Here is a 26,107-nt window from a genome sequence, read left to right on the forward strand (position 1 = left end):
CGCCACCGCCGCCCCCACCGCCGCCGCGCCCGCTGCTGCTGAGAATGGCCAGCAAGATAGCGCCTACCGGCAAGCCCATGCGATTGCACAGCCACAACACGCCGATCAGCAGGATAAACAGGCCGATGGAAAACCCGGGATTATCCTTGGCGAAATTCGCATCCGCCACATGGGCAGGCACCGCCAAGGGTTCACCGCCCACCACCTGGATCATCGCCGCCACGCCGTCGCTGATGCCTTGGCTGAAATTACCGGTCTTGAACTTGGGCAAAATCACCTGGTTGATGATCACCCACGACTGCGCATCCGTCAGCACGCCTTCCAGGCCGTAACCCACTTCAATGCGCAATTGGCGCTCATCACGGGCCACGATCAACAGGGCGCCGTTGTCCTTGCCCTTCTGGCCGATGCCCCAAGCGCGTCCCAATTGATAACCGTAGTCTTCAATCGGGACGCCCTGAAGGTCGGGTACGGTGACCACCACAAGCTGGTCACCGGAAGTCTGCTCCAGCGCCTGCAACTGTTGCGTGAGCTGCTGGCGCGTTGCCGGGTCGATCATCTGGGCGTTGTCCACCACCCGCCCGGTCAATGCCGGGAAGGTCAGGGCCGCCTGGGCCATACCCACGCAGGCCAGTAGCCAAAACGCCAGGCCTATCCGTAATAAACGCATCGACACCTCAAGGCAGCGTTATTTGAATTTCACCTGCGGCGCCTTGTCGGCGTCGGCGCTGGTGGCTTCAAACGTGGCGCGGATCGGCAAGTCGCTGTACATCACGCTGTGCCACAGACGGCCCGGGAAGGTGCGGATTTCAGTGTTGTACGCCTGCACGGTCTGGATGAAATCACGACGGGCCACGGCGATACGGTTTTCGGTGCCTTCAAGCTGGGATTGCAAGGCCAGGAAGTTCTGGTTGGCCTTGAGGTCCGGATAACGCTCGGACACCACCATCAAACGGCTGAGTGCGCCGCTCAGGCCGTCCTGGGCTTGCTGGAACTGCTTGAGTTTTTCCGGGTTGTCGAGGGTGTTGGCATCCACCTGGATCGAGGTGGCCTTGGCCCGTGCTTCGATCACGGCGGTGAGGGTTTCCTGTTCGTGGGCGGCATAGGCCTTCACCGTTTCCACCAGGTTGGGGATCAGGTCGGCGCGGCGTTGATACTGGTTCTGCACCTGGCCCCAGGCCGCCTTGGCCTGTTCGTCCAGGGTCGGGATGTTGTTGATGCCGCAACCGCTCAGCACGCTGCTGATCAATAGCAAAGCCGCGGCCTTGAAGCCCCAGCGGTAAGTTTGTGCTGCTTGCATGGTGTTTCTCCTGCCCAATCTTGATGGAATTTGATGACTAACCCTATAAACCACGCGCTTGGGGCATAATCCGCCACCACTGGAATGCATCGAGCCAATCAGCTACAAAGATGCCCAGCGCGAAAAAGAGTTCAGAGTGTGCTGCATTTATCTGAACAACACCCGAACAACAATAGACGTTTCCCACATTTTGGCCGACAGCATGCATTTAATGCTGCGCAGTAGCCGAAAAAGGATATTCATGAAAAAGCTGTGTTTGCTCGGCCTTGTTGCCACGCTGGCCACCCACCCCGTCTGGGCAGAAACGAAGCCTGCTGTGCTTAAAGACAAGGACGCCTTCGTCAGCGACCTGCTCAAGCAAATGACCCTGGACGAAAAGATCGGCCAATTGCGCCTGATCAGCATCGGCCCGGAAATGCCCCGCGAGCTGATCCGCAAGGAAATCGCCGCCGGCCGCATCGGAGGCACGTTCAACTCCATCACCCGCCCCGAAAACCGTCCGATGCAGGACGCGGCCATGCGCAGCCGCTTGAAGATCCCGATGTTCTTCGCCTATGACGTGATCCACGGCCACCGCACCATTTTCCCGATCAGCCTGGCCCTGGCCTCCAGCTGGGACATGGACGCCATCGGCCGCTCCGGGCGCATCGCCGCCCAGGAAGCCGCCGCCGACAGCCTCGACATCACCTTCGCACCGATGGTGGATATCTCGCGCGACCCGCGCTGGGGCCGCACCTCCGAAGGTTTCGGTGAAGACACCTACCTGGTCTCGCGCATTGCCGAAGTCATGGTCAAGGCGTTCCAGGGCACCAGCCCCGCGAATGCCGACAGCCTCATGGCCAGCGTCAAGCACTTTGCCCTCTATGGCGCGGTGGAAGGCGGGCGCGACTACAACGTGGTCGACATGAGCCCGGTCAAGATGTACCAGGACTACCTGCCGCCCTACCACGCAGCGATCAAGGCCGGCTCCGGCGGCGTGATGGTGGCGCTCAACTCGATCAACGGCGTGCCTGCTACGGCCAACACCTGGCTGATGAACGACTTGCTGCGCAAGGACTGGGGCTTCAAGGGCCTGACCGTCAGCGACCACGGCGCGATCTTCGAGCTGATCAAGCACGGCGTGGCCAAGGACGGGCGTGAAGCCGCCAAGCTGGCGATCAAGGCCGGCATCGACATGAGCATGAACGACTCGCTGTATGGCAAGGAGCTGCCTGGGCTGCTCAAGTCCGGCGAGATCCAGCAGAGTGACATCGACAACGCCGTGCGCGAAGTCCTCGGCGCCAAGTACGACATGGGCCTGTTCAAGGACCCGTACCTGCGCATCGGCAAGGCCGAGGATGACCCGGCCGACACCTACGCCGACAGCCGCCTGCACCGTGCCGAGGCCCGCGACATTGCGCGCCGCAGCCTGGTATTGCTGAAAAACCACAACGACACCCTGCCGCTGAAAAAATCCGCAACCATCGCTCTGGTCGGCCCGCTGGCCAAGGCCCCGATCGACATGATGGGCAGTTGGGCTGCTGCCGGCCGGCCTGCGCAGTCGGTGACCCTGCTCGACGGCATGAACGCCGTGATCGGCGAAAAAGGCAAAGTGATCTATGCCCGTGGCGCCAACATCACCGGCGACAAGGCGGTGCTCGACTACCTTAACTTCCTCAACTTTGATGCTCCGGAAGTGGTAGATGACCCGCGCCCTGCCCAGGTATTGATCGACGAAGCGGTGAGCGCGGCGAAGAACGCCGATGTCATCGTCGCGGCCGTGGGCGAATCCCGTGGCATGTCCCACGAGTCGTCGAGCCGTACCGACCTGAACATCCCGCAAAGCCAGCGCGACTTGATCAAGGCCCTCAAAGCCACCGGCAAACCGCTGGTGCTGGTGCTGATGAACGGCCGCCCGCTGTCGATTCTCGAAGAGAACCAACAGGCTGACGCGATCCTGGAAACCTGGTTCGCAGGTACCGAAGGCGGCAACGCCATCGCCGACGTGCTGTTCGGTGACTACAACCCGTCGGGCAAACTGCCGATCACTTTCCCGCGTTCGGTGGGGCAGATTCCGACCTACTACAACCACCTGACCATTGGCCGACCGTTCACCCCAGGCAAGCCGGGCAACTACACTTCGCAGTACTTCGATGACACCACTGGTCCCCTGTTTCCCTTTGGTTATGGCCTGAGCTACACGCAGTTCAGCCTGTCGGACATGGCACTGTCGTCCACCACCCTGAACAAGACCGGCAAGCTCGACGCCAGCGTCACCGTGAAGAACACCGGCAAGGTCGATGGCGAAACCGTGGTGCAGTTGTATATCCAGGACGTGGCCGGTTCGATGATCCGCCCGATCAAGGAGCTGAAGAACTTCCAGAAGGTCATGCTCAAGGCCGGCGAAGCGCGCACGCTGCACTTCACCATCACCGAGGACGACTTGAAGTTCTACAACGCCCAGCTCAAATTTGCGGCGGAACCGGGTGAGTTCAATGTGCAGATCGGGTTGGATTCCCAGGATGTGCAGCAGCAGACCTTCGAGCTGCTCTGATCTGAAGCTGTAAACACGGTCGCTGTGGGAGCTGGCTTTTGTGGGAGCTGGCTTGCCTGCGATACAGGCACCTCGGTTTGTCAGGTGTACCGAGGTGATGCTATCGCAGGCAAGCCAGCTCCCACATTTGATTGAGTGATGCGACTAGCCGCGCCGGTCGAGCAGATTGACCACCAACCGATCAATCCACCCCCATACCCGCTGCTTCACGCGCCGCCACAATGGCCGCGCCTTCCAGGCCTCCAGGCTCACCACCTGGCTTTGGGCAAAGTCCGCTTCGAAACTGCTCACCACCGCCGCCGTCAACCCCGGGTCCAGCGCTTCAAGATTGGCTTCCAGGTTGAAGCGCAAATTCCAGTGGTCGAAATTGCACGAGCCAATGCTGACCCAATCGTCTACCAGCACCATCTTCAGGTGCAAAAAGCACGGCTGATATTCAAAGATCTGCACGCCTGAGCGCAGCAGACGCGGGTAATAACGGTGCCCGGCATAGCGCACCGACGGATGATCGGTACGGGGGCCAGTGAGCAGCAAGCGCACATCCACACCGCGCCCTGCCGCCCGGCGCAAGGCGCGGCGCACGCTCCAGGTCGGCAGAAAGTACGGCGTCGCCAACCAGATACGCCCTTTGCTGCTGTTCAAGGCGCGAATCAACGATTGCAGGATATCGCGATGCTGACGCGCGTCGGCATACGCCACGCGCCCCAGCCCCGGCCCGGTGGCGGGCACTTTGGGCAAGCGTGGCAAACCGAAATGGGTCGCCGGTTTCCATTCACGGCGCGCGGCGTTAGCGTGCCATTGCCGGTCGAACAGGGCCTGCCAGTCCAGCACCAGCGGGCCGCTGATCTGTACCATGACTTCATGCCAGTCGGCAGTGTCTTGCCCCGGCGTCCAGAATTCATCGGTGACGCCCGTGCCGCCGACCACGGCGACACACTGATCAATCAGCAACAACTTGCGGTGATCGCGATACAGGTTGCGCATCCAGCGCCGCCAATTCAGGCGGTTGTAAAAGCGCAGCTGCACGCCGGCATCGGTCAAGCGCTTGCGCAGCCCGAGGGTAAACGCCAGGCTGCCGTAATCATCGAACAGGCAGCGCACCTGCACCCCGCGCTCGGCGGCCAGCACCAGCGCCTGCACCATCGCGTCGGCACAGGCGCCGGCTTCGACCAGATACAGCTCAAGATCCACCTGCTGCTCGGCCCGCGCGATGCCCACCAGCATCTGCGGGAAGAAACTCGGCCCGTCGATCAGCAGTTCGAATTGATTGGCGCTGCGCCAGGGGAACACTGCGCCACTCATGTCAGCGCGCCGTGAAGATCAGTACCGCACCCACCGGCACCGACAAACTGATTGACTTGAGCCCCGCCGCCTTGCGCAAGGCCGCCACACCCGGCGCGAGATCGAAGTCCTCGGCGTGCAGCACCACCGGTTCCAGGGTCACCACCTGAAAACGGCGCTCATCCAGGCGCGTAGCGAGCAACTCGGCGCTGTAGGTTTGGGTCTTGCCGTGCAGGGTGACGCTCAGCGGCAGGCGCAGCTCCAGCTGCGCGCCGGACGCCAGGTCGTTGATGGGCTGCAGATTGATCTGGGCGCTGATCAGCGCGTCGGGAAAAGCCTTGATCTGGAACAGCTCTTTACGCATGCGCTCGTCGCGCAGCGGGATGCCGCTGTTGATCGAGTCCATCTCCACTTGCAACTGCGCCGCGCCCTTGGCGTCGACTTTGCCGTGCAACACCAGGAAGCGGTGGACTTCGGCAACCTCGGTGTTTTTGGTGGTGACGAAAGACAGGCGCGAGGATTCGTTATCCAGGTACCAGTCGGCGTGGGCAGGCACGGTGGCACAGGTCAGCAGGGCGAAGACCAGGGGTTTGACATTGAACATAAAGACTCATGGGGCAAAAAACCTGAACGAACCTTAAGCGCAATCTCACAACCGGCGCAAATTCAAATGTGGGAGCTGGCTTGCCTGCGATGGCGGTGTATCAGTCAACCATTTCTCGCCTGGCACACCGTCATCGCAGGCAAGCCAGCTCCCACAGGGTTTTGCAGTATTTTTAATCCAGCGTTCGCTGCACTTCGCACACCGCCTGTTCAAGGCTGCCCATATGCAAATTCAACACTCGCTCCACCGGCGACTGATGCATTGGCCAATGCAGCGCCATGCTCCCCACCAACCGACCATTGGCGCGCACCGGCAAGGCCACGGCACGGATCAGAAACGGCAAACGCACCGGGTATTCCCAATAGCCCTCGGTACGCTGGCCGAAACCCTGGTGCTGGGTGTGCTCGCATGCATGGTATTGCTCATCGGCGGCCACCCGGTCGCGGCCCGCCAGGCGTTGCACTTCATCACGGGGCAGTTGCGTCAGGCAGGCCTTGCCCATCGCCGAGTGAAACAGGCTGGCGTACTGACCGACGATCTGGCAATTGTTCGGGTACAGCTTGCGCAGCACACCGGGAATCGCGCTTTCCATGACCTCCAGGCGCTCGCCGTCGAAGCAGGACAAGTCCACCACCAAGCCGGTACGTTCGCTGAGCTCCACCAACCACGGCGCAGCGCTTTCCACCACCTGGCGCTTGAAGCGTTGCTGGGTATCGCCAAACAAACGCCGGGCACGCAGGCGGTAACGCCGATCGCTCAGGCCGCGGTAGACCCAACCCTGTTCCTGCAAGGTCAGCAACATGCGCGACACCGTGGCCTTGGGCAGCTGCGTGAGGTAGTGCAGTTCTTCCAGCCCCAGCGCCTGGTGCTCGCCCAGCAACTCGACGATTGCCAGTGCGCGCTCAACCGAGCGTACCGTGCCTGTCTCCATGTTCGATCTCCCTATTGCCGGTGGATGATCTTTTTTACACAGCAAGATACAGGCCCGGTCACGGTTCAGCCGGCGGTTGCCAGGCACGCCGGCGGCCGGCGCTGCACCCATTGGGTCAGCTGTTCATGGGCATAGGCCAATTGCAGCACGGCTCGGTCGGCCTGGGCCGGGCCGATGATTTGCAGGCCCATGGGCAAGCCCTGGGGGTTGAAGCCCACCGGGATGCTCATGCTCGGCAAACCGGCGAGTGTCGGACCGATCACCACCTCCATCCAGCGGTGATAAGTGTCCATTTCGCGCCCGCCAACGAGGCGTGGCCAAGGCTGTTGTGCATCGAAAGGGAACACTTGGGCGGTGGGCAACAGCAGAAAATCGTAACGTTCAAACAACTTGGCCAGGGCCCGATACCACTCGCTGCGATCCACCGACGCCTGGTACACCTGCTGGGCACTCAGGCCCTGGCCGCCCTCCACTTCCCATTGCGCTTCAGGCTTGAGCAGCGCGCGTTTCCTGGGGTTGGCATAGGCCGCGCCGAGGTTGCCGTGCACCAGCCAATGGCGGTGTACCAGCCAGCAGCGCCACAGACGCGCCATTGAAAATTCCGGCTGGCAGCTTTCTACTCCGCAGCCAAGCTCGGCGAAGTCACCCAGCGCCGTTTCGCACAGGCTCATCAGGCCGTCTTCCATCGGCAGATAACCGTTGTAGTCACCCAGCCAACCGAGGCGCACGCCGTTGAAGTCGCGTTGCAACGGCTGGCCCAGCACAGCGGGATCGTCTCGGGATGACAACGGCGCCCGGGGGTCGTAACCGGACTGAATGCTCAGCAGACGCGCCACATCCGTTACGCTGCGCCCCATCGGGCCTTCGGTGCCCAGTTGCTGCACGAACAGCTCCGGCATCGGCCCGTGGGGCACACGGCCCTGGGACGGGCGCAAGCCGAACACGTTATTGAACGCCGCCGGGTTACGCAGCGAGCCCATCATGTCGCTGCCGTCGGCCACCGGCAACATCCGCAGCGCCAGGGCCACCGCCGCTCCGCCACTGCTGCCACCCGCCGCCAGGCGTGGGTCATAGGCATTGCCGGTGGTGCCAAACAGCGTGTTGTAGGTGTGAGAGCCCAGGCCGAACTCCGGCACGTTGGTCTTGCCGATGATGATCGCGCCACTGGCCCGCACTCGCGCCACGCTGATGGCATCTTCGTTCGGTACATGCTCGGCGAACAGCGGCGAGCCCAAGGTGGTGCGCAAGCCTTGGGTCGCCGCCAGGTCCTTGATGGCCTGGGGCATGCCATGCATCCAGCCGCGGGATTGGCCCTGGTCCTGCTCATGATCGCAGGCCCTGGCCTCAGCCAGCACAGCGTCGCTGTCGCGCAACGACACCAGTGCATTCACACGGGGATTGAAACGCTGGATCTGCGCCAGGTACGCCTGCATCACCTCTTCGCACGACACCTGCCGCCCATGAATCGCCTGTGACAGTTGCGTGGCATCCCAATCGACAATACTCAAGGCTTCACCTCTCTGGAAAACGGCAGCGGCTTGCTCGCCCGCGGAGCCTCGCGCATGCAGTAGGTGCCGAGCAGCGTCAGCACGCACGCGAACAATACATAGAAGGACGGCGCCACCGGGGTGCCCAGTACCTTGCTCAGCCAAGTGACGATCAACGGCGCAAAACCGCCGAACACCATCACCGCCACGTTATACGCCACCGATACGCCGGTCGAGCGTACCTCGATGGGAAACTGCTCGGCCAATGCCGTCGGCGCCGGGCCGAAGAACCCGCCAATGGCCGTGCACAGCATCACCTGCATCACCAGCAAACGCTCGATGGACGGCGCGGCAGCCACCCACACATATAGCGGGTAGACCATTACGAAGAATGCCAGGGTGAAGGCCATCAACACCGGTCGCCGCCCCAGGCGATCCGAGAGCAAACCGGACAACGGGATCACCACGGTCATCAGCGCCACCGCAAACATCTGCACCATCAGTACCTGGTCCAGCGGCAGGCCGAGGTTCTTGTGGGCGAAGGTCGGCATGTTCACCAGCACCACGTAGAACGACACCGTCGCGCCGCAGGCCAGGCCCATCGACACCAGGATGCTGCGCCGATACTCACGCAGCACCTGCATCAGGCTCGGCGCCGGGCCGCTGGCATTTTTACGCGCCTGGATAAACTCTTCCGGGTCTTCCATGTGCCGCCGAATCCACAACCCCACCGGGCCGATCAGCAAGCCCAGCACAAACGGCAGGCGCCAGCCCCACAGGTCGAGGGTTGCGGGAGAGAAGAAGTGCGTGACCAGCGCCACCATCGCCGCGCCACCAAATACCGCCAGGCACTGCCCTACCAATTGCCAGGAACCATACAAACCCTTGCGATGGGCCGGGGCGCTCTCCACCAAAAAGGCCGTGGCGCTGGCATATTCACCGCCGGTGGCAAAGCCTTGAAGCATCCGCGCCACCACAATCAGCAACGGTGCACCCATGCCGATCGCGGCGTAGTTCGGCGCGAAGGCGATCAGCGCGATAGACACTGTCATCAGCCGGATAATCAACTGCATCGCGGCTTTGCGGCCTTTGCGATCGGCATAAATACCCAACAGGATGCCGCCCACCGGACGCATGAAAAAGCCCACGCCAAAGGTGGCCAGGGCCATCAGCAGCGACGCGTACTCGTCTTCCGAGGGGAAGAACTGCCGGGCGATGATACTGGCGAGAAAGCCGTAGACGATGAAGTCATACCATTCCAACGCGTTGCCGATCACGGCCGCCACCACTTGGCGGGTGCGCGAAACGCCGGGTTTTGCAGTCTGCATGAGGATCACTCCGTTCAACCGATCAGGGAAAGGGTCCAGCGGCAGAAAAAGGCGTTGCTGTAGGAGCGAGCTTGCTCGCGAAAATCGTCAACGATGACGCAGCGCTTTCAGGGAGCCCGTGTCGCCTGTGGGTTTTTCGCGAGCAAGCTCGCTCCTACAAGGGTTTGAGCCAGCTCTCGGCCAGCGCGCCCCAGTAGGCTGCGCCGGTCAGCAGGATGTCGTCGTTGAAGTCATAGGCGGGGTTGTGCACCATCGGCCGCGACACGCCGTTGCCGATAAACAGGTAACTGCCGGGGCAGCGCTGCAGCATCCAGGCGAAGTCTTCGCTGCCCATCAGCGTGCGGGTGTTGCCGTCCACGGCGTCGGCACCGAGCAAGGCCACGCCGACCTGGCGGGCAAACTCGGTTTCTTCGGCATGGTTGACCAGCACGGGATAGGCCGGGCGGTGTTCGATCTGCACGGTGCAGCCGAAGCTGGCGGCCTGGGTCTGGATGATCGCGTTGACCCGTTCCAGCATGTGTTCGCGCACCTTGGGGTTGAGCGCGCGCAGGCTCAGGCGCAGTAAGGCTTGCTGGGGAATCACATTGGCGGCTTGGCCGGCTTGAAGCGCGCCGACTGTGACAACGGCGGCTTCCTGGGTGTCGATATTGCGCGCGACTACTGTCTGCAAAACCATGACCATACTGGCCGCCGCCACCAGTGGATCGACGGTAAGGTGCGGCATGGAACCGTGGCCGCCGACGCCTTCGAGGGTCACGGTGAGCAAGTCCTGGGACGCCATCATCGGGCCAACTCGCAAGCCCAGATGCCCCGCCGGCAAGCCCGGCATATTGTGCATGCCGAACAGCCCATCACAGGGAAAACGCTCCAGCAAACCGTCCGCCAACATCGCCTCGGCACCGCCCTGGCCTTCTTCAGCAGGCTGAAAAATCAGGTTCAAGGTACCGTCAAATTGCCGCGTCGCCGCCAGGTAGCGTGCAGCGCCCAGCAACATGGTGGTGTGACCGTCATGCCCGCAAGCGTGCATGCAACCGGCGTGCTGGCTGGTGTAGGAAGCACCGGTGTTTTCGATGATGGGCAAGGCGTCCATGTCGGCACGAATGCCCAGGGTGCGTGGGCTGCTGCCGTTGCTCAACACACCGACCACACCGGTCTTGCCGATGCCGGTGTGTACCTCGTAACCCCACTCCTTAAGTGACTGTGCGACCAGCGCTGACGTGCGGTTCTCTTCAAAGCCGAGTTCAGGATGGGCGTGGATGTCGTGACGCACAGCGTGCAAGTCGCTGGCGACGTCGCTGAGCCAATCCAGAATATGCTGGTGGGGGCGCATGGTGATTCTCCTCACAGGCGGGTGGTCCCGTTCTTGTTGGTGACACATCGACAGCTAAGCGCGATGTGCGCGTGAGGACAATCAAAGGTGGTTCCACTCTGTGGAACCTCAGGGCCGAGCCTTTTTCCGTGAGCCCAGCAGAGGATCCAAATGGGGGAACTGGCTTGCCTGCTCCCACAGAGGAGTGAGTGTGTCAGGGAGTCAGGCGACAGCCTTGGCGGTTGCCCAGCCACCTTGCCGTATGTGTGCGCCCCAAACCACTCGCCGTCACTTCACTGCGCTCCGGCGTGTCGATAAACGCACTGATGGGCACGTATTGCTTCACATACCCCAGGCAATACGACGCCGGGTTGTTCTCCACGTACCGGCACGAGCAATACTCCTTGGCGGTGTACGCTGCGATGATGTCGGGGAAGGCTTGCAGGTTGACGCGCTCATGCCACATCCAGCCCAACAGGCCAAGCAACAGCAGTAGAAAAAAGCGGGTAACCACCCGACGGCGAATCATGACCGCACCGCCGCCAGCACGCGTTTGAGCAGTTCGTTATGCCGATAACTGCCATCGCGATCATCGCCATAACGCACGATGACCAGGTGTTCGCCGGGCAGCACAAACAGTGCCTGGCCCCAGTGCCCAAGTGCAGCGAAGGTGTCGGCCGGCGCGTCGGGCCAGGGTTGGGGCGTGCCCTTGTTGAGCCACCAGTGCCCGCCCGGTACCGCTTCATCCTGGCCCGCCTGGAATTTATCGAAAGGCTGCCGATTGAAAGCCACCCACTCTTTGGGCAGCAACTGTTGCTCGCCCCAACGCCCATCCCGTTCCATCAGTAGCCCGACCCGCGCCAGATCACGGGCGGTGAGGTAGGCATAGGACGAGGCGACAAAGGTTTCGTCGGCATCGGTTTCCCACGTCGCGGTGCGAATGCCCAACGGCTTGAACAACGCATCCCACGGATAGCTCATGTATGCCTTGTGACCCAGCATCCCTTTAAGCACAGCGGACAGAATATTGCTGTCGCCACTGGAATACCGGAACGCCTGGCCGGGTTCGGCGGCGGCCTTGGTATCGGCGGCAAATTGCGCCATGTCGGCGCGGCCCCGGGTGTAGAGCATCGCCACCACAGAAGACTTCAACGGGGCGTATTCATAGTCCTCCTGCCAATCCAGCCCCGAAGCCCAGTGCAGCAAGTCGGCCATGCTTACCTTGGGGTGCTGTTTCATCGGCGGATAGAAGCGTGCGGCCGGGTCGGTGAGTTTGAAACGGCCCTCACCGTAGGCTACGCCCAGCACGGTGGCCATCAGGCTTTTGCTCACCGACCAGGTCAGGTGCGGCGTGCTGGCGGTGGTAGGGGCGGCGTAGCGCTCATAGATGATTTCGCCATCGCGAATCACCAGCAGCGCGTCGGTGCGGATGCCTTCGCGCGTTTCATCATTGCGCGGTGCAAAAGCAAAATCTTCCAGCGCTTTAACAGCCGGGCCCGCCAATTGCGGACCATAGGCCCACTCTGTCGCCGGCCATTGTTCGGCGCAGGCATCAGTGGTTAAAACCAGCAAGGCAGCGCACAACAAACGTTTGACCATAAAGGATCACTCAGCGCATTCAAGCCCGCCAGCCTAGCCGAGACAAATGACGGTTTGGCGACGCCACCACCTTGCTGCTTGCGTTAACGCCCTGTGACTGCCCAGCAGGTTTTTTGAACCCGTAGGCCTCGTAAACCTGGGCTCCCGTAGGTGTCGCCCCGCCCCGCTTGCCCCAGCGCTCCTCGTTGCCATCAACAGAAACCGAAACGTGACTGCCAGATTGAAATACCCCCAGGCGCCCCTTTGCCAGTTCCTCGGGAGGCACTTGCTCGACCTGCTCCCACAAGCCCAACCGTTTGAAGGCGTACTCGATACTGCCGCCATTGTTCAAGATATCCAGCGCGCGAGCGTAGTCTCCCGCCCCACTGGCATGGCTTTGCTCCTGAAAACGCTTTGCCGCAACGGCCACGATAAAGTTGGCATAGATAGCGGTCTGAATGTTCTGGCACTTGAGCTTTGCCGCCTCTGCTGCTTGTTTCACCTCAGCCTTGCTCAGCGAAGTGGTATCACCATTTCGCAGGGTAATCAGATAGCCATGCCGGGTTTCACGTACTTTTTTGAAAATATCCGTAGGTTTTTCGCCGAACTGCATCATCGCCATCTTGATAACCGCCACGATGGTGCAGTTATCGCGGCTCCACTGACTGAATCCGCCCCAGATGTTCCCAGGCTTTTGCCCAGGGTGGGCATTTACCGGTTTGTACTGGTAATGAGGTGCCGCCCGCCAGTTCGGCTGTACGCCGATGGTGCGCCCATAGGTGCGCCCGTCTTTGCTACGAATACCGGTGAAGCCTTCGATAGGCCACTGCACCAAGGCTGGCGCGGGCTGGTAATTCCATCCAGCGATCGAATTTGAGCTGATAGGTGAAACAGCCATGCATGCTCCCAATGTCGCAGGGTCGCGTTAATAGGTTTGTCTACCTTTTGTGGCCCGAACGCTAATCAGGTTCCACTTGGCCTATAGGGCCTCAACCTTCTGCTGCCGAGAAAGAATGAGGCGACATTGCCCTCCCTATCCCGCTGGCCTGTCATCCAACCGTCACCGTAACTTCATGGAGATGACACCGAGGCTACATAGCCTGACTTTGGACAACAAAGTCGACTGGCCGCAACCTGGCCGGCACCCGGAGACTCGCTATGACTCAGATCGCCCGCATCAGCGACAAAGGCAATGAACGCCGTCTGCAAGCCGAACGCCTGGTGGGCGCCAAGGCTTTGCAGGAAGCCCAGGCCCTGCGGTTCAACGTGTTCAGCGGCGAGTTCAACGCCAAGCTGAAAGGCGCGGAACTGGGCCTGGACATGGATGACTATGATGTTCACTGCAGCCACATCGGCGTGCGGGACTTGAACAGCGGTCGACTCGTCGCCACCACCCGTTTACTCGACCACCAGGCCGCCAGCACCCTGGGCCGGTTCTACAGCGAAGAAGAATTCAGCCTGCATGGCCTGCTGCACTTGCAGGGCCCGATCCTGGAAATCGGCCGCACCTGCGTCGACCCGGCCTACCGCAACGGCGGCACCATCGCGGTGCTCTGGGGCGAGTTGGCCGAAGTGCTCAACCAGGGCGGCTACAGCTACCTGATGGGCTGCGCGAGCATCCCGATGCACGATGGCGGCATCCAGGCTCACGCAATCATGCAGCGTTTGCGCGAACGCTACCTGTGCAACGAACACCTGCGCGCCGAACCGAAAAAACCATTGCCGGCCCTGGACTTGCCGTCCAACGTCATCGCTGAAATGCCACCGCTGCTCAAAGCCTATATGCGCCTGGGCGCGAAGATCTGCGGCGAGCCGTGCTGGGATGAAGATTTCCAGGTGGCCGATGTGTTCATCCTGCTCAAGCGCGATGAGTTGTGCCCGCGGTATGCCCGGCACTTCAAGGCGGCGATGTGATGAACCGCCTGCGCATCTACGGGCGCATCGCCCGCGTGCTGATGGTGGTGGCGCTGGGGTTGAGCATGGCCAGTGTGTTTGGCCTGTTCGAGCGTCTGGGTGTGGCCAACTCGATGGTGCGGCGACAGCGTTGGTCGCGGTTCTTTATGGCACGACTGACCAACGCCCTGCCCTTTCGCGTAACGGTACACGGTGAGCTGCCGCAAGCGCCGATGCTGTGGGTGAGCAATCACGTGTCCTGGACCGACATTCCACTGTTGGGCATGGTTACGCCGCTGTCGTTTTTGTCCAAGGCCGAGGTGCGCACCTGGCCGGTGGCTGGCTGGTTGGCGGCCAAGGCCGGCAGCCTGTTCATCCGTCGCGGGGCAGGTGACAGCCAGTTGATCCGCAAGCAGATGACCCGCCATCTGGAGCAACAGCACCCGCTGCTGATGTTCCCCGAGGGCACCACCACCGACGGGCGCAGCCTGCGTACTTTTCACGGGCGCTTACTGGCCAGTGCGATCGATGCTGACGTATCGCTGCAACCGGTGGCGATTCGTTATCTGCGTGACGGTGGGGTTGATCCGCTGGCGCCGTTCATTGGCGATGATGATTTGCTGTCGCACTTGATGCGCTTGTTTTCCAACGATCAGGGTGACGTGGAGATTCATCTGCTCAAGCCGATTGCCTGCGCCGGGCAGGAACGCGCGGCCTTGGCGTATCAGGCGCAGCAGGCGGTGCAGAAGGCGTTGTTTGGCCCGGTGCCGGAAGCCGAGCAAGTGGCTGCTCGACCTGCGTTCGCGGCATAAAGCGGGCACAGTCATATGTGGGAGGGAGCAAGCCCCCACCCACATTTAGACATCGGTGGTCAGTTGGATCTGCGCAAATCTCTGCAATTGGGGATAGAACACCTGGAAATCTTCACTTAACGGCTTATAAAGCTCGCGCAACTCGTGCATCGCAAATCCGAGTGCCTGCGGGTCAGTCAGCCGCCGCGAAATCCCGCGCAACACCTGCTCCATCACCGCAAATTCGCGATACGAACCCAACCAGTCATCCGCCGCCATATACGGCGCAATCTGCGCCAGCCGCCCCGGCAACGCGGGTTCGGCCGCCAGCACCCGATACACCTGCGAGGTAAATCGCTCCAGAGGCTGGTCGGCATACAGCGCCCAATCTCGCGCCAGGCAATGGTCGAAAAACACATCGAGGACGATCCCGGCATAGCGCCTGCGGGTCAGGCTAAAGCGCGACAACGCCTCGCCCACCAACGGATGGCTATCGGTAAAGCGGTCGATGGAGCGATGCAGCTGAATCGCCGCTTCGATTTGCGGGCTGAACTGGCCCTGCAGGCGGCCTTTGACGAAGTCGCCATAAAGGCTGCCCAGCAGTTGTGCAGGAAGTTGGCCGCCCAAGTGCAGATGTGCGAGATAATTCATGTCGCGCAGTCTAACACTGCCGCACACATATCGTTATAACCCGATATACCGATTCGAACTGGTCTCAGACCAAAATCATATTGGTATATCGGGATGCGACGATTTAAAGTTCGCCTCATCGCGATATAACGCTTACGACACCGAGCACCCTGCCATGTCCATCGACCTCGACGAAATAATAAAAGCCCTGGCGCACCCAGTACGACGAGACATCCTCACCTGGCTCAAAGACCCGAAAGTGCAATTCCCCGAGCAACTGCACAACCACGAGTACGGCATCTGTGCCGGGCAGATCGACCAGCGCTGCGGCTTGTCCCAGTCGACCGTGTCGGCGCACCTGGCGACTTTGCAACGAGCGGGGTTGATCAGTAGCCAGAAGGCCGGGCAATGGCACTTTTTCAAACGCAATGAGGAAACGATCCAAGCCTTCCTCACGGCGCTCATAACCGAACTCAGCGCACCGCAATAACCAAGGAAACGCAAATGCCCCTCTCGCTCCTCATACTGGCCCTGAGCGCCTTCGCCATCGGCACCACTGAGTTCGTCATCATGGGGCTGCTGCCCGATGTCGCGGCGGACCTGGGTGTGTCGATTCCCGGCGCCGGCTGGCTGGTCACCGGCTACGCTCTGGGCGTGGCCATCGGCGCGCCGTTCATGGCACTGGCCACCGCCAGGCTGCCACGCAAGGCCGCCCTGGTAGCGTTGATGGGCATCTTCATTGTCGGCAACCTGCTTTGTGCCATAGCCAGTGACTACAACGTACTGATGTTCGCCCGCGTCGTCACCGCGCTGTGCCACGGTGCCTTCTTCGGGATCGGCTCCGTGGTAGCGGCCAACCTGGTACCAGCCAATAAACGCGCTTCGGCGGTAGCCTTGATGTTCACCGGGTTGACCCTGGCTAACGTGCTCGGCGTACCGTTGGGCACAGCATTGGGCCAGCAAGCCGGCTGGCGCTCGACCTTTTGGGCGGTGACCGTGATTGGCGTGATCGCCCTGATCGGCCTGATCCGCTTCCTGCCCGCCAAACGTGACGAAGAAAAACTCGATATGCGCGCCGAACTCGCGGCCCTCAAGGGCGCCGGCATTTGGTTGTCGCTGAGCATGACGGCACTGTTCGCCGCCTCCATGTTCACCCTCTTCACCTACGTGGCCCCACTGCTGGGTGATGTCACCGGTGTGTCGCCCAAAGGCGTGACCTGGACCCTGCTGTTGATCGGCCTGGGCCTCACGCTGGGCAACATCATCGGCGGCAAACTGGCCGACAAGCGCCTGGCAGCCACCCTGATCGGCGTATTCATCAGCATGGCGGTGGTGTCCACGGTGTTGAGCTGGACCAGCGTTGCGCTGATACCAAGCGAAATCACCCTGTTCCTGTGGGCCACCGCTTCGTTTGCCGCCGTACCGGCGTTGCAGATCAACGTGGTGACCTTCGGCAAGGCCGCTCCCAACCTGGTGTCCACCCTGAACATCGGTGCCTTCAACATCGGCAACGCCCTCGGCGCCTGGGTCGGCGGCAGCGTGATTGCCCACGGCTTCGGCCTGACCAGCGTGCCACTGGCTGCCGCCGTCCTGGCCATCCTCGCCTTGCTCGTGACCCTCCTCACTTTCCGTCAGGGCGGCAATGCCGACCTGGCCCCCGCGACCCACTGATCAACTTAAAGACAAAGGTGTTTTCCCATGACGACTATTTTCGATCCGATCACACTGGGCGACCTGGAGCTGTCGAACCGCATCATCATGGCGCCGCTGACCCGCTGCCGTGCAGATGAAGGCCGCGTGCCCAACGCGCTGATGGCCGAGTACTACGTGCAGCGCGCATCCGCCGGGCTGATCCTCAGCGAAGCCACCTCCGTGACGCCCATGGGCGTGGGCTACCCGGACACGCCGGGCATCTGGTCCAACGACCAGGTGCGTGGCTGGGCCAACATCACCAAAGCCGTGCACGGCGCGGGCGGCAAGATCTTCCTGCAACTGTGGCACGTGGGTCGCATCTCCCACGAGTCGTACCTGAACGGCGAAACTCCGGTAGCGCCAAGCGCGATCCAGCCTAAAGGCCACGTCAGCCTGGTGCGGCCACTGGCCGATTACCCTACCCCGCGAGCCCTGGAAACCGCTGAAATCGCAGACATCGTCGACGCTTACCGCGTGGGCGCCGAAAACGCCAAGGCCGCAGGCTTTGACGGCGTGGAAATCCACGGAGCCAACGGCTACCTGCTTGACCAGTTCCTGCAAAGCAGCACCAACCAGCGCACCGACAACTACGGTGGTTCCCTGGAAAATCGTGCGCGTCTGCTGCTGGAAGTCACCGACGCCGCCATCGAAGTCTGGGGCGCTGGCCGCGTCGGTGTGCACCTGGCACCGCGCGCCGACTCCCACGACATGGGCGACGCCAACCTGGCCGAAACCTTTACCTACGTCGCCAGCGAACTGGGCAAGCGTGGCATCGCCTTTATCTGCTCGCGTGAAAAAGAAGGTGCGGACAGCCTTGGCCCACAGCTGAAAAAAGCCTTCGGCGGTGTATACATTGCTAACGAACGTTTCACCAAAGACAGCGCCAATGCCTGGCTGGCGGCGGGCAAGGCGGATGCGGTGGCCTTCGGCGTGCCATTCATTGCCAACCCGGACCTGCCGGCGCGCTTGAAGGCGGATGCGCCGTTGAATCAGGCGCACCCGGAAACCTTCTACGGTAAAGGGCCGGTGGGTTATATCGACTACCCGACGCTGCCGATCTAACGTCATCCGCAAATACTGTAGGAGCGAGCTTGCTCGCGAAAAACTCACAGGCGCCGCGTTCATTCAGCAAGCACGCGTTATCGTTGACGTTTTTCGCGAGCAAGCTCGCTCCTACAGTGTCAGGGGCAAGTCCCCCTCCCACATTTGTGCCTGTATGTACCCCTTGGAAACATCGCTTCACAGAACGGCAACAATATCGCTACAAAATACTTAGCCGACTACCTATCAACTGCCCGCCAGCCCGTATATAAAGTCCCCCCACAAATCAGGCAGAAGGACGATTGACCATCCTTAGGCTTTACTGTTGACACAACTGGTCGCAATTACGCATTTTGTCTCAATTGCGCAGGCTGGGGCTCAGGCGCAGCATGTCCAGCCCTATATCAGCCCAGCGCTCGGCGTCCTGATGCAATTGAAAACTGTCAGGCACCAGCAGCCACTGGCCGATCAACCCGTGGATAAAGGCATGAATACACACAGCCCCGCGGGTGGTATCCAGCGTGGCTGGAAGTTGCCCGCGATGGACCGCGTTACGCAACGTCAAGCCGATGCGCAGGTTGCACTCAAGGGTGTGGGTCTGGCGTTGGCGGCGCATGTCACACATTTCATCGGTGAACTCGCACTTATGAAACAGAATCTCGTTGATGCGCCGGGTTTTCGGGTCCAGGGCCACTTCATGGTAGAGATGAATCAGCAGCTTGCGCATACAGCCCAACGGGTCGGCTTCATCCTCGCTTTCACTGGCCCGCGCCAGCTCGTCCAGGGGTTCGTGCAACGTGTCGAGCAGTGCCTGAAGCAAGTCGGACTTGTTACTGAAGTGCCAGTAGATAGCCCCGCGCGTCACCCCTGCCAGCGTGGCGATGTCCGCCAGGGTAGTGCGCGCGACGCCACGCTCATAAAAGGCTTGCTCGGCGGCTTGGAGAATCTGGCTGCGCGTTTCCTGAGCTTCCTCTTTGGTGCGACGAACCATGGCAGTAAAACCTCAATCGGGACACTGTGGATGGTACTTGACCATCATCTGAATAATTGTGGGACGACGCCGTCTTGGGCGCCGAACGTACTAGAATCGAGGCTTGTGGCAGTGCTTTGTCAACATTGCGCCAAGCCTGTCAAGAGTTTACAAACAACCATGAACGTAAGTATATTGCGTAGCAAGCTACTTATCCACTCACAGCTTGTTTTTTACCCTTCCACACTTCTTGTGCGCACTCTGCGCGCCTGACCCGAGGATCTTCATGCAACTTAAGCCAGCTGTTACCGCTCTGGTCACTGCCGTCGCCCTGGCATCGCTGCTCAGCGGATGTAAAAAGGAAGAAGCGGCACCGCCCGCTCAAACCCCTCAGGTCGGCGTGGTCACTCTTCAACCGCAAGCCTTCACCCTGACTACCGAGTTGCCAGGCCGCACCACGGCCTATCGCATCGCGGAAGTGCGGCCTCAGGTCAACGGCATCATTCTCAAGCGCCTGTTCAAGGAAGGCGCCGACGTGAAGGAAGGGCAGCAGCTCTACCAGATCGACCCGTCGGTGTATGAAGCCACCCTCAAAAGCGCACAAGCCAGCCTGTCCCAGACCAAGTCCATCAGCGACCGCTACAAGCAGTTGGTCGATGAACAGGCCGTCAGCCGTCAGGAATACGACACCGCGGTCTCCAACCGCATGACCGCCGAAGCAAACGTTCAAACCGCCCAGATCAACGTGCGCTATACCAAAGTGTTTGCGCCGATCTCCGGGCGCATTGGTCGTTCTGCAGTGACCGAAGGCGCACTGGTCAGCAATGGCCAGGCCGATGCGATGGCCGTGATTCAGCAACTGGACCCGATCTACGTCGACGTTACGCAGTCCTCGGCTGAAATGCTGAAACTGCGCCGCGACCTGGAAAGCGGTCAGCTGGAGAAAGCCGGCGAAAATGCGGCCAAGGTCAAGCTGACCCTGGAAGACGGCACGCCTTACGCTCAGGACGGCAAGCTGGAGTTCTCCGAAGTGTCGGTCGACCAGACCACCGGTTCCGTGACCCTGCGCGCCGTGTTCCCCAACCCTGACCATGTGCTGCTGCCAGGCATGTTTGTGCACGCTCAGCTGCAAGCGGGTGTGAACAGCAAGGCCATTCTCGCTCCGCAACAAGGCGTGACCCGTGACCTGCGCGGCATTCCGACGGCGCTGATCGTGAACAAGGACAACAAGGTCGAGCAACGCGAACTGGTTGCCAACCGCACTGCCGGTGCCTACTGGCTGGTGGAAAAAGGCCTGGACGCCGGTGACCGCGTGATCACCGAAGGCCTGCAATTCATCAAGCCGGGTATCGAAGTCAAGGTCAAGGACGCCGACAACGCCAAACCCGCCGGTACTGCTGCAGCGCCTGCTGCCGCTGCTGGTCAAGGGGAGTAATCCATGTCGAAATTTTTTATCGACCGTCCCATTTTCGCCTGGGTAATTGCCCTGGTGATCATGCTGGTCGGGGCACTGTCGATCCTGAAGTTGCCCATCAACCAATACCCGGCCATTGCGCCGACGGCCATTGATATCCAGGTGACCTACCCAGGCGCGTCCGCACAAACCGTGCAGGACACCGTGGTGCAGGTCATCGAGCAACAGCTCAACGGTATCGACAACCTGCGTTACGTCGCCTCGGACAGTAACTCCGACGGCAGCATGACCATCACCGCGACGTTCAACCAGGGTACCAACCCGGATATCGCCCAGGTCCAGGTGCAGAACAAGCTGAACCTGGCCACCCCGCTGCTGCCGCAAGAAGTGCAGCAACAGGGTATCCGCGTGACCAAGTCGGTGAAGAACTTCCTGATGGTGATCGGTCTGGTGTCCGAAGACGGCAGCATGACCAAGGACGACCTGTCCAACTACATCGTGTCCAACATCCAGGACCCGATTTCCCGTACCTCGGGTGTGGGTGACTTCCAGGTCTTCGGTTCGCAGTACGCCATGCGTATCTGGCTCGACCCGGCCAAGCTGAACAACTACCAGCTCACGCCGGTGGATGTCAGCAACGCCATCAAGGCGCAGAACGTGCAGGTGGCCACCGGTCAACTGGGCGGTTTGCCTGCCCTGCCCGGCACTCAGCTGAACGCCACCATCATCGGCAAGACGCGCCTGCAAAGCGCTGAAGAGTTCGCCAAGATCCTGATGAAGGTCAACACCGACGGTTCCCAAGTCCGCTTGGGCGACGTCGCACGTATCGAACTGGGCGGCCAGAACTACAGCATCAGTGCACAGTTCAACGGCAAGCCGGCTTCCGGTATGGCGATCAAGCTGGCGGCCGGTGCCAACGCTCTGGACACCGGCAAGGCCATCCGCGAAACAGTGAAGTCCCTGGAGCCGTTCTTCCCGCCTGGCATGAAGGCGGTGGTGCCGTATGACACCACCCCGGTCGTGACCGAGTCGATCTCCGGCGTGGTTCACACCCTGATCGAAGCGATCGTGCTGGTGTTCCTGGTGATGTTCCTGTTCCTGCAGAACTTCCGCGCCACCATCATTACCACCATGACCGTACCGGTGGTATTGCTGGGTACCTTCGGGATCCTGGCGGCGTGCGGCTTTACCATCAACACCCTGACCATGTTCGGCATGATCCTGGCCATCGGCTTGCTGGTGGACGATGCCATCGTGGTAGTGGAAAACGTCGAACGGGTCATGGCCGAGGAGCACCTGTCACCCAAGGAAGCGACGATCAAGTCCATGGGCCAGATCCAGGGCGCACTGGTGGGTATTGCCCTGGTACTGTCGGCGGTATTGCTGCCGATGGCGTTCTTCGGTGGCTCCACTGGTGTGATCTACCGCCAGTTCTCCATCACCATTGTTTCGGCGATGGCGTTGTCGGTACTCGTAGCCCTGATCTTCACCCCCGCCTTGTGCGCCACCATGCTCAAGCCGATTGATCCGGAAAAACACGGCCAGCCCAAGCGCGGCTTCTTTGGCTGGTTCAACCGCACCTTCGACAGCGGCGTACTCAAGTACGAGCGCGGCGTGGGCAACATGATCAAGCACAAGATCCCGGCGTTCCTGGTGTATGTGCTGATCCTGGCCGGCATGATCTGGATGTTCACCCGTATTCCAAGCGCATTCCTGCCAGAGGAAGACCAGGGCGTGATCTTCGCCCAGGTGCAGACACCGGTAGGCTCTTCGGCTGAACGTACGCAAAAGGTCATCGACGACATGCGCGCCTTCCTGCTGCATGACAAGGAAGGCGAGCCAGGCGAAGGCAAGTCGGTGAACTCGGTGTTTACCGTTAACGGCTTCAACTTCGCCGGTCGTGGCCAGAGCTCGGGCCTTGCGTTCGTAATGCTCAAGCCGTGGGACGAGCGCGACTCGACCCAATCGGTATTCGAAGTCGCCAAGCGTGCCCAGGGTTACTTCTTCGGGGCCTTCAAGGACGCCATGGTATTTGCCATCGTGCCGCCTTCGGTTCTGGAATTGGGTAACGCCACCGGTTTCGACGTGTTCCTGCAAGACCAGGGTGGCGTAGGCCACGAGAAGCTGATGGCTGCGCGTAACCAGTTCCTGGGTGCGGCGGCGCAAAGCAAGGTGCTGGCGGGCGTACGTCCCAACGGCGTGAACGATGAACCGCAGTACGAGCTGACCGTCGACGACGAGAAAGCCAGTGCCCAGGGCATCAGCCTTGCCGATATCCAGCAGACCCTGGCCATTGCCCTGGGTGGCAGCTACATCAACGACTTCATCGACCGTGGTCGTGTGAAGAAGGTGTATGTGCAAGGTGACGCCGCCAGCCGCATGGCTCCGGAAGACCTGGACAAATGGTACGTGCGCAGCAACTCCGGGAAGATGGTGCCGCTGTCGGCCATCTCGTCGGGCCAGTGGATCTACGGCTCGCCCAAGCTCTCGCGTTACAACGGTGTAGCGGCGATGGAAATCCTCGGTACCCCGGCGCCTGGCTACAGTACCGGTGATGCGATGGCGGAAGTCGAGCGCATTGCCAAGGAACTGCCGGCCGGCATCGGCTACGCCTGGACCGGCCTGTCGTACGAAGAACGCCTCTCCGGCTCCCAGGCGCCTGCGCTGTACGCGCTGTCGCTGCTGGTGGTGTTCCTGTGCCTGGCGGCACTGTACGAAAGCTGGTCGATCCCGATCGCGGTGATTCTGGTGGTGCCACTGGGTGTGATCGGTGCATTGATCGCTACCAGTATGCGTGGCTTGTCCAACGACGTGTTCTTCCAGGTAGGCTTGCTGGTGACGGTGGGCCTGGCGGCGAAAAACGCCATCCTGATCGTGGAATTCGCCAAAGAGCTGCACGAGCAAGGCAAAGGCATCGTCGAGGCGGCTATCGAAGCGTCCCGGATGCGTCTGCGCCCGATCATCATGACATCCATGGCGTTCGTGCTCGGCGTACTGCCGCTGGCGATTTCCAGCGGTGCCGGCTCAGGCAGCCAGCACGCGATCGGTACCGGCGTAATCGGCGGTATGATCACCGCCACTGTACTCGCCATCTTCTGGGTGCCACTGTTCTATGCAACCGTGTCCTCGGCCGGCGAACGTAAAAAGAAAGACACTACTGAAACTCCTAAAGAGGCTGGCCAATGAGCAAGTCGCTACTTTCCCTAGCCGTCACGGCATTCGTGCTCAGTGGCTGCTCGCTGATACCTGACTATCAGCGCCCCGATGCGCCGGTGGCCGCACAGTTCCCGCAGGGGCCGGCGTATTCGTCGGCACAGGCGCCGAACCAGGCCGCTGCCGAGCAGGGCTGGAAGCAGTTTTTCCATGACCCTGCCCTGCAACAGCTGATCCAAACCGCGTTGGTGAACAACCGTGACCTGCGTGTCGCGGCCCTGAACATCGACGCCTACGCGGCGCAGTACCAGATCCAGCGTGCCGACCTGTTCCCGGCGGTATCGGCCACCGGTAACGGCAGCCGTTCGCGCACTCCTGCCAAGCTGTCACAGACTGGCGAATCAACCATCGCCAGCCAATACTCGGCGGGCCTGGGGATCAGTTCCTATGAGCTGGACCTGTTCGGTCGCGTGCGCAGCCTGAGTGAAGAAGCGCTGCAGAAGTACTTCGCCACTGAAGAAGCGCGGCGCAGTACCCAGATCAGCCTGGTGGCCAGTGTGGCCAATGCCTACCTGACCTGGCAGGCCGACAAGGAACTGCTCAAGCTGACCCAGGACACCCTTGGCGCGTTCGAGCAGAGCTTCAAGCTCACCTCGCGCAGCAACGAAGTCGGCGTGGCCTCGGCCCTCGACCTCAGCCAGGCGCGCACCTCGGTGGAAAACGCCCGTGTGCAACTGGCCCGTTACACCCGCCAGGTGGCTCAGGACGAAAACAGCCTGACCCTGCTGCTGGGCACCGGCCTGCCGGCGAATATCGCCAGCAAGCCGCTGTCCGATGACCTGCTCAGCGAAGTGCCGGCCGGGCTGCCATCGGACCTGCTGCAACGTCGTCCCGACATTGTGCAGGCCGAGTACAACCTCAAGGCGGCCAACGCCAATATCGGCGCGGCCCGTGCGGCGTTCTTCCCGAGCATCAGCCTGACGGCCAGTGCCGGTACCGCCAGCCCAACCCTGGGCGGCCTGTTCAAGGGCGGTTCGGGTACCTGGGCGTTTGCCCCGCAGATCAACATCCCGATCTTCAACGCCGGTAGCCTGCGCGCAAGCCTGGACTACTCGAAGATCCAGAAAGAGATCAACGTGGCCAACTACGAAAAAGCCATCCAGACCGGCTTCCAGGAAGTCTCCGACGGCCTCGCCGCCCGGCAGACCTACAAGCAGCAACTGGATGCCCAACGCGGCTTCGTCGAGGCCAACCAGGATTACTACCGCCTGGCCGAGCGTCGCTACCGCATTGGTGTCGACAGCAACCTGACCTTCCTCGACGCCCAGCGCCAACTGTTCAGTGCCCAGCAATCGCTGATCACCGACCGCCTGGCGCAGCTCACCAGCGAGGTCAACCTGTACAAGGCCCTCGGCGGTGGCTGGAACGAGCAGACCGCGAAGAACGAGCCATTGAAAGAACAAGCACCGCCATTGAAGTTGTTCTGATCGCGCGGGTCTAAAAAAACCGCTTCCCTTACCGGAAGCGGTTTTTTTATGTCATGCCGTTCTAATCATTATCAAAATAAGTTCATGTATGGATCTCAAGCTTAGAGCATCTGACCTCCATGTCCTTGCCATCATCCGTCGTCCAACCGAATGAAAAACTGGCATGGATCGAGGTCTCGCCAGACCCATCGCTGGAAATGCTTTTGACGCTCAAATTGCCCCAATATTCTTGCGGGGAATACTCGACATCGCTTTCAAGGCCAAACGTGGCACGGATAAGGCCTTCTCCAGGCCCGATGATGTAAGTCATATTCTCCTTCAGCTTGAACGCACGCTCTTCTCCATCACCGTCTGCCTCAAGGGTCAGTTCGTTTTTCGAGCCGGGGTTGCCTTCGATTCCCAACCGAATTCGTAACTGGTGACCCTCGATGTAGCTCAACTCAAAACTATCGAATTGAATTGGCACCGCTCTGATCAATTCCGCCTTGAACGTATTCGAGGACGTTAAAAACTCACCCATATCTGATCCAAAGCTCATGGAATTCACTCCCTGATCACGTAAAAAAGATACTGTCAGCCTTTTAGAAATAGGCGTATGAAATCAGAAGATCTACTGTTAACCCTGACAGTAGACAGCTAACCCTGCGCGCCGGAAGCTGACGAGTCGGGCGCCTCACAATTACGT

23 protein-coding genes are annotated in these 26,107 nt (G+C 60.9%); 9 read left to right on the plus strand and 14 right to left on the minus strand.

The features are described 5' to 3' along the window. Together JFT63_RS28765 and JFT63_RS28770 are read right to left on the minus strand one after the other, a co-directional pair. On the minus strand, positions 1 to 670 hold a 670-nt coding region (locus JFT63_RS28765; RefSeq protein WP_198845268.1), incomplete at its 3' end, for a TPM domain-containing protein. A gap of 18 nt (positions 671 to 688) precedes the next feature. Further along, positions 689 to 1,300, minus strand: coding sequence for a LemA family protein (locus JFT63_RS28770; RefSeq protein ID WP_057701225.1), 612 nt, complete (start codon positions 1,298 to 1,300; stop codon positions 689 to 691). Between the two features lie 241 nt (positions 1,301 to 1,541). Here JFT63_RS28770 and bglX point away from each other — a divergent pair, with 241 nt between their 5' ends. Next, positions 1,542 to 3,833 (plus strand): beta-glucosidase BglX, encoded by a 2,292-nt coding sequence (gene bglX / locus JFT63_RS28775; protein WP_198845269.1) that lies wholly within the window; start codon positions 1,542 to 1,544, stop codon positions 3,831 to 3,833. Between the two features lie 144 nt (positions 3,834 to 3,977). Here bglX and JFT63_RS28780 read toward each other — a convergent pair whose 3' ends face one another. From JFT63_RS28780 to JFT63_RS28820, 9 genes are all read right to left on the minus strand, one after another. Next, positions 3,978 to 5,135 carry a phospholipase D-like domain-containing protein gene (locus JFT63_RS28780; protein WP_057701227.1) on the minus strand — a complete coding sequence of 386 codons (1,158 nt, stop codon included), beginning with the start codon at positions 5,133 to 5,135 and terminating at the stop codon, positions 3,978 to 3,980. Between the two features lies 1 nt (position 5,136). Then, positions 5,137 to 5,718 (minus strand): YceI family protein, encoded by a 582-nt coding sequence (locus tag JFT63_RS28785; RefSeq protein ID WP_186561137.1) that lies wholly within the window; start codon positions 5,716 to 5,718, stop codon positions 5,137 to 5,139. Between the two features lie 172 nt (positions 5,719 to 5,890). Next, positions 5,891 to 6,649 carry a helix-turn-helix domain-containing protein gene (locus JFT63_RS28790; protein ID WP_057701229.1) on the minus strand — a complete coding sequence of 253 codons (759 nt, stop codon included), beginning with the start codon at positions 6,647 to 6,649 and terminating at the stop codon, positions 5,891 to 5,893. A gap of 65 nt (positions 6,650 to 6,714) precedes the next feature. Next, positions 6,715 to 8,157 (minus strand): amidase, encoded by a 1,443-nt coding sequence (locus tag JFT63_RS28795; RefSeq protein WP_198845270.1) that lies wholly within the window; start codon positions 8,155 to 8,157, stop codon positions 6,715 to 6,717. After that, the gene (locus tag JFT63_RS28800; protein ID WP_198845271.1) at positions 8,154 to 9,464 is read right to left on the minus strand and encodes a citrate-proton symporter; all 1,311 of its coding nucleotides are present in this window, start codon (positions 9,462 to 9,464) and stop codon (positions 8,154 to 8,156) included. The genes JFT63_RS28795 and JFT63_RS28800 overlap by 4 nt, the downstream gene beginning before the upstream one ends. A gap of 154 nt (positions 9,465 to 9,618) precedes the next feature. Beyond that, entirely contained in the window at positions 9,619 to 10,794 is a 1,176-nt protein-coding gene (locus JFT63_RS28805; protein WP_198845272.1) for a M20 aminoacylase family protein, read from the minus strand. 193 nt (positions 10,795 to 10,987) lie between these two features. Beyond that, a complete protein-coding gene (locus JFT63_RS28810) occupies positions 10,988 to 11,302 on the minus strand; it encodes a hypothetical protein (protein ID WP_057701233.1) in 315 nt (104 codons plus the stop codon). Next, positions 11,299 to 12,372 carry a serine hydrolase domain-containing protein gene (locus JFT63_RS28815; protein ID WP_057701234.1) on the minus strand — a complete coding sequence of 358 codons (1,074 nt, stop codon included), beginning with the start codon at positions 12,370 to 12,372 and terminating at the stop codon, positions 11,299 to 11,301. Before JFT63_RS28815 ends, JFT63_RS28810 begins: the two co-directional genes overlap by 4 nt. Positions 12,373 to 12,391: 19 nt before the next feature. Further along, complete coding sequence (locus tag JFT63_RS28820) at positions 12,392 to 13,249, minus strand: hypothetical protein (RefSeq protein ID WP_157243903.1); 858 nt, start codon at positions 13,247 to 13,249, stop codon at positions 12,392 to 12,394. Positions 13,250 to 13,509: 260 nt separating this feature from the next. On the opposite strand from JFT63_RS28820, the gene olsB reads away from it, so the two are divergent. Both olsB and JFT63_RS28830 read left to right on the plus strand, forming a co-directional pair. Beyond that, a complete protein-coding gene (gene olsB, locus JFT63_RS28825) occupies positions 13,510 to 14,265 on the plus strand; it encodes an L-ornithine N(alpha)-acyltransferase (protein ID WP_044272710.1) in 756 nt (251 codons plus the stop codon). Continuing rightward, positions 14,265 to 15,056: a lysophospholipid acyltransferase family protein gene (locus JFT63_RS28830; RefSeq protein WP_198845273.1), complete on the plus strand. Its 792-nt coding sequence runs from the start codon at positions 14,265 to 14,267 to the stop codon at positions 15,054 to 15,056. The genes olsB and JFT63_RS28830 overlap by 1 nt, the downstream gene beginning before the upstream one ends. A gap of 45 nt (positions 15,057 to 15,101) precedes the next feature. Here the strand turns inward: JFT63_RS28830 and JFT63_RS28835 are convergent, their stop codons facing one another. Next, on the minus strand, positions 15,102 to 15,686 hold the full coding sequence (locus JFT63_RS28835) for an acyl carrier protein phosphodiesterase (RefSeq protein ID WP_057701237.1): 585 nt from the start codon (positions 15,684 to 15,686) through the stop codon (positions 15,102 to 15,104). Positions 15,687 to 15,840: 154 nt separating this feature from the next. On the opposite strand from JFT63_RS28835, the gene JFT63_RS28840 reads away from it, so the two are divergent. Genes JFT63_RS28840 through JFT63_RS28850 form a run of 3 tightly spaced genes read left to right on the plus strand, consistent with a single transcriptional unit; the run spans position 15,841 to position 18,419 of the window. Next, positions 15,841 to 16,155 carry an ArsR/SmtB family transcription factor gene (locus JFT63_RS28840; RefSeq protein ID WP_032877312.1) on the plus strand — a complete coding sequence of 105 codons (315 nt, stop codon included), beginning with the start codon at positions 15,841 to 15,843 and terminating at the stop codon, positions 16,153 to 16,155. A 14-nt stretch (positions 16,156 to 16,169) separates the two neighbouring features. After that, the gene (locus tag JFT63_RS28845) at positions 16,170 to 17,336 is read left to right on the plus strand and encodes an MFS transporter (protein WP_057701238.1); all 1,167 of its coding nucleotides are present in this window, start codon (positions 16,170 to 16,172) and stop codon (positions 17,334 to 17,336) included. A gap of 27 nt (positions 17,337 to 17,363) precedes the next feature. Then, positions 17,364 to 18,419 carry an alkene reductase gene (locus JFT63_RS28850; RefSeq protein ID WP_057701239.1) on the plus strand — a complete coding sequence of 352 codons (1,056 nt, stop codon included), beginning with the start codon at positions 17,364 to 17,366 and terminating at the stop codon, positions 18,417 to 18,419. 337 nt (positions 18,420 to 18,756) lie between these two features. Here the strand turns inward: JFT63_RS28850 and JFT63_RS28855 are convergent, their stop codons facing one another. Continuing rightward, positions 18,757 to 19,389 (minus strand): TetR family transcriptional regulator, encoded by a 633-nt coding sequence (locus JFT63_RS28855; protein ID WP_005785903.1) that lies wholly within the window; start codon positions 19,387 to 19,389, stop codon positions 18,757 to 18,759. A 265-nt stretch (positions 19,390 to 19,654) separates the two neighbouring features. On the opposite strand from JFT63_RS28855, the gene JFT63_RS28860 reads away from it, so the two are divergent. The 3 genes from JFT63_RS28860 to adeC are packed head-to-tail and all read left to right on the plus strand — an operon-like array spanning position 19,655 to position 25,422. Beyond that, positions 19,655 to 20,803 carry an efflux RND transporter periplasmic adaptor subunit gene (locus tag JFT63_RS28860; RefSeq protein WP_057701240.1) on the plus strand — a complete coding sequence of 383 codons (1,149 nt, stop codon included), beginning with the start codon at positions 19,655 to 19,657 and terminating at the stop codon, positions 20,801 to 20,803. 3 nt (positions 20,804 to 20,806) lie between these two features. Further along, the gene (locus JFT63_RS28865; protein ID WP_057701241.1) at positions 20,807 to 23,968 is read left to right on the plus strand and encodes an efflux RND transporter permease subunit; all 3,162 of its coding nucleotides are present in this window, start codon (positions 20,807 to 20,809) and stop codon (positions 23,966 to 23,968) included. After that, positions 23,965 to 25,422, plus strand: a complete 1,458-nt coding sequence (adeC, locus tag JFT63_RS28870; protein WP_198708129.1) for an AdeC/AdeK/OprM family multidrug efflux complex outer membrane factor — start codon at positions 23,965 to 23,967, stop codon at positions 25,420 to 25,422. The genes JFT63_RS28865 and adeC overlap by 4 nt, the downstream gene beginning before the upstream one ends. Before the next feature lie 82 nt (positions 25,423 to 25,504). Here adeC and JFT63_RS28875 read toward each other — a convergent pair whose 3' ends face one another. After that, positions 25,505 to 25,960 (minus strand): hypothetical protein, encoded by a 456-nt coding sequence (locus JFT63_RS28875; RefSeq protein ID WP_198845274.1) that lies wholly within the window; start codon positions 25,958 to 25,960, stop codon positions 25,505 to 25,507. Between the last annotated feature and the right edge of the window lie 147 nt (positions 25,961 to 26,107).

The sequence above is a fragment of the Pseudomonas sp. MF7453 genome (assembly GCF_016405455.1).
GTDB classification, from domain to species: Bacteria; Pseudomonadota; Gammaproteobacteria; order Pseudomonadales; family Pseudomonadaceae; genus Aquipseudomonas; species Aquipseudomonas paralactis.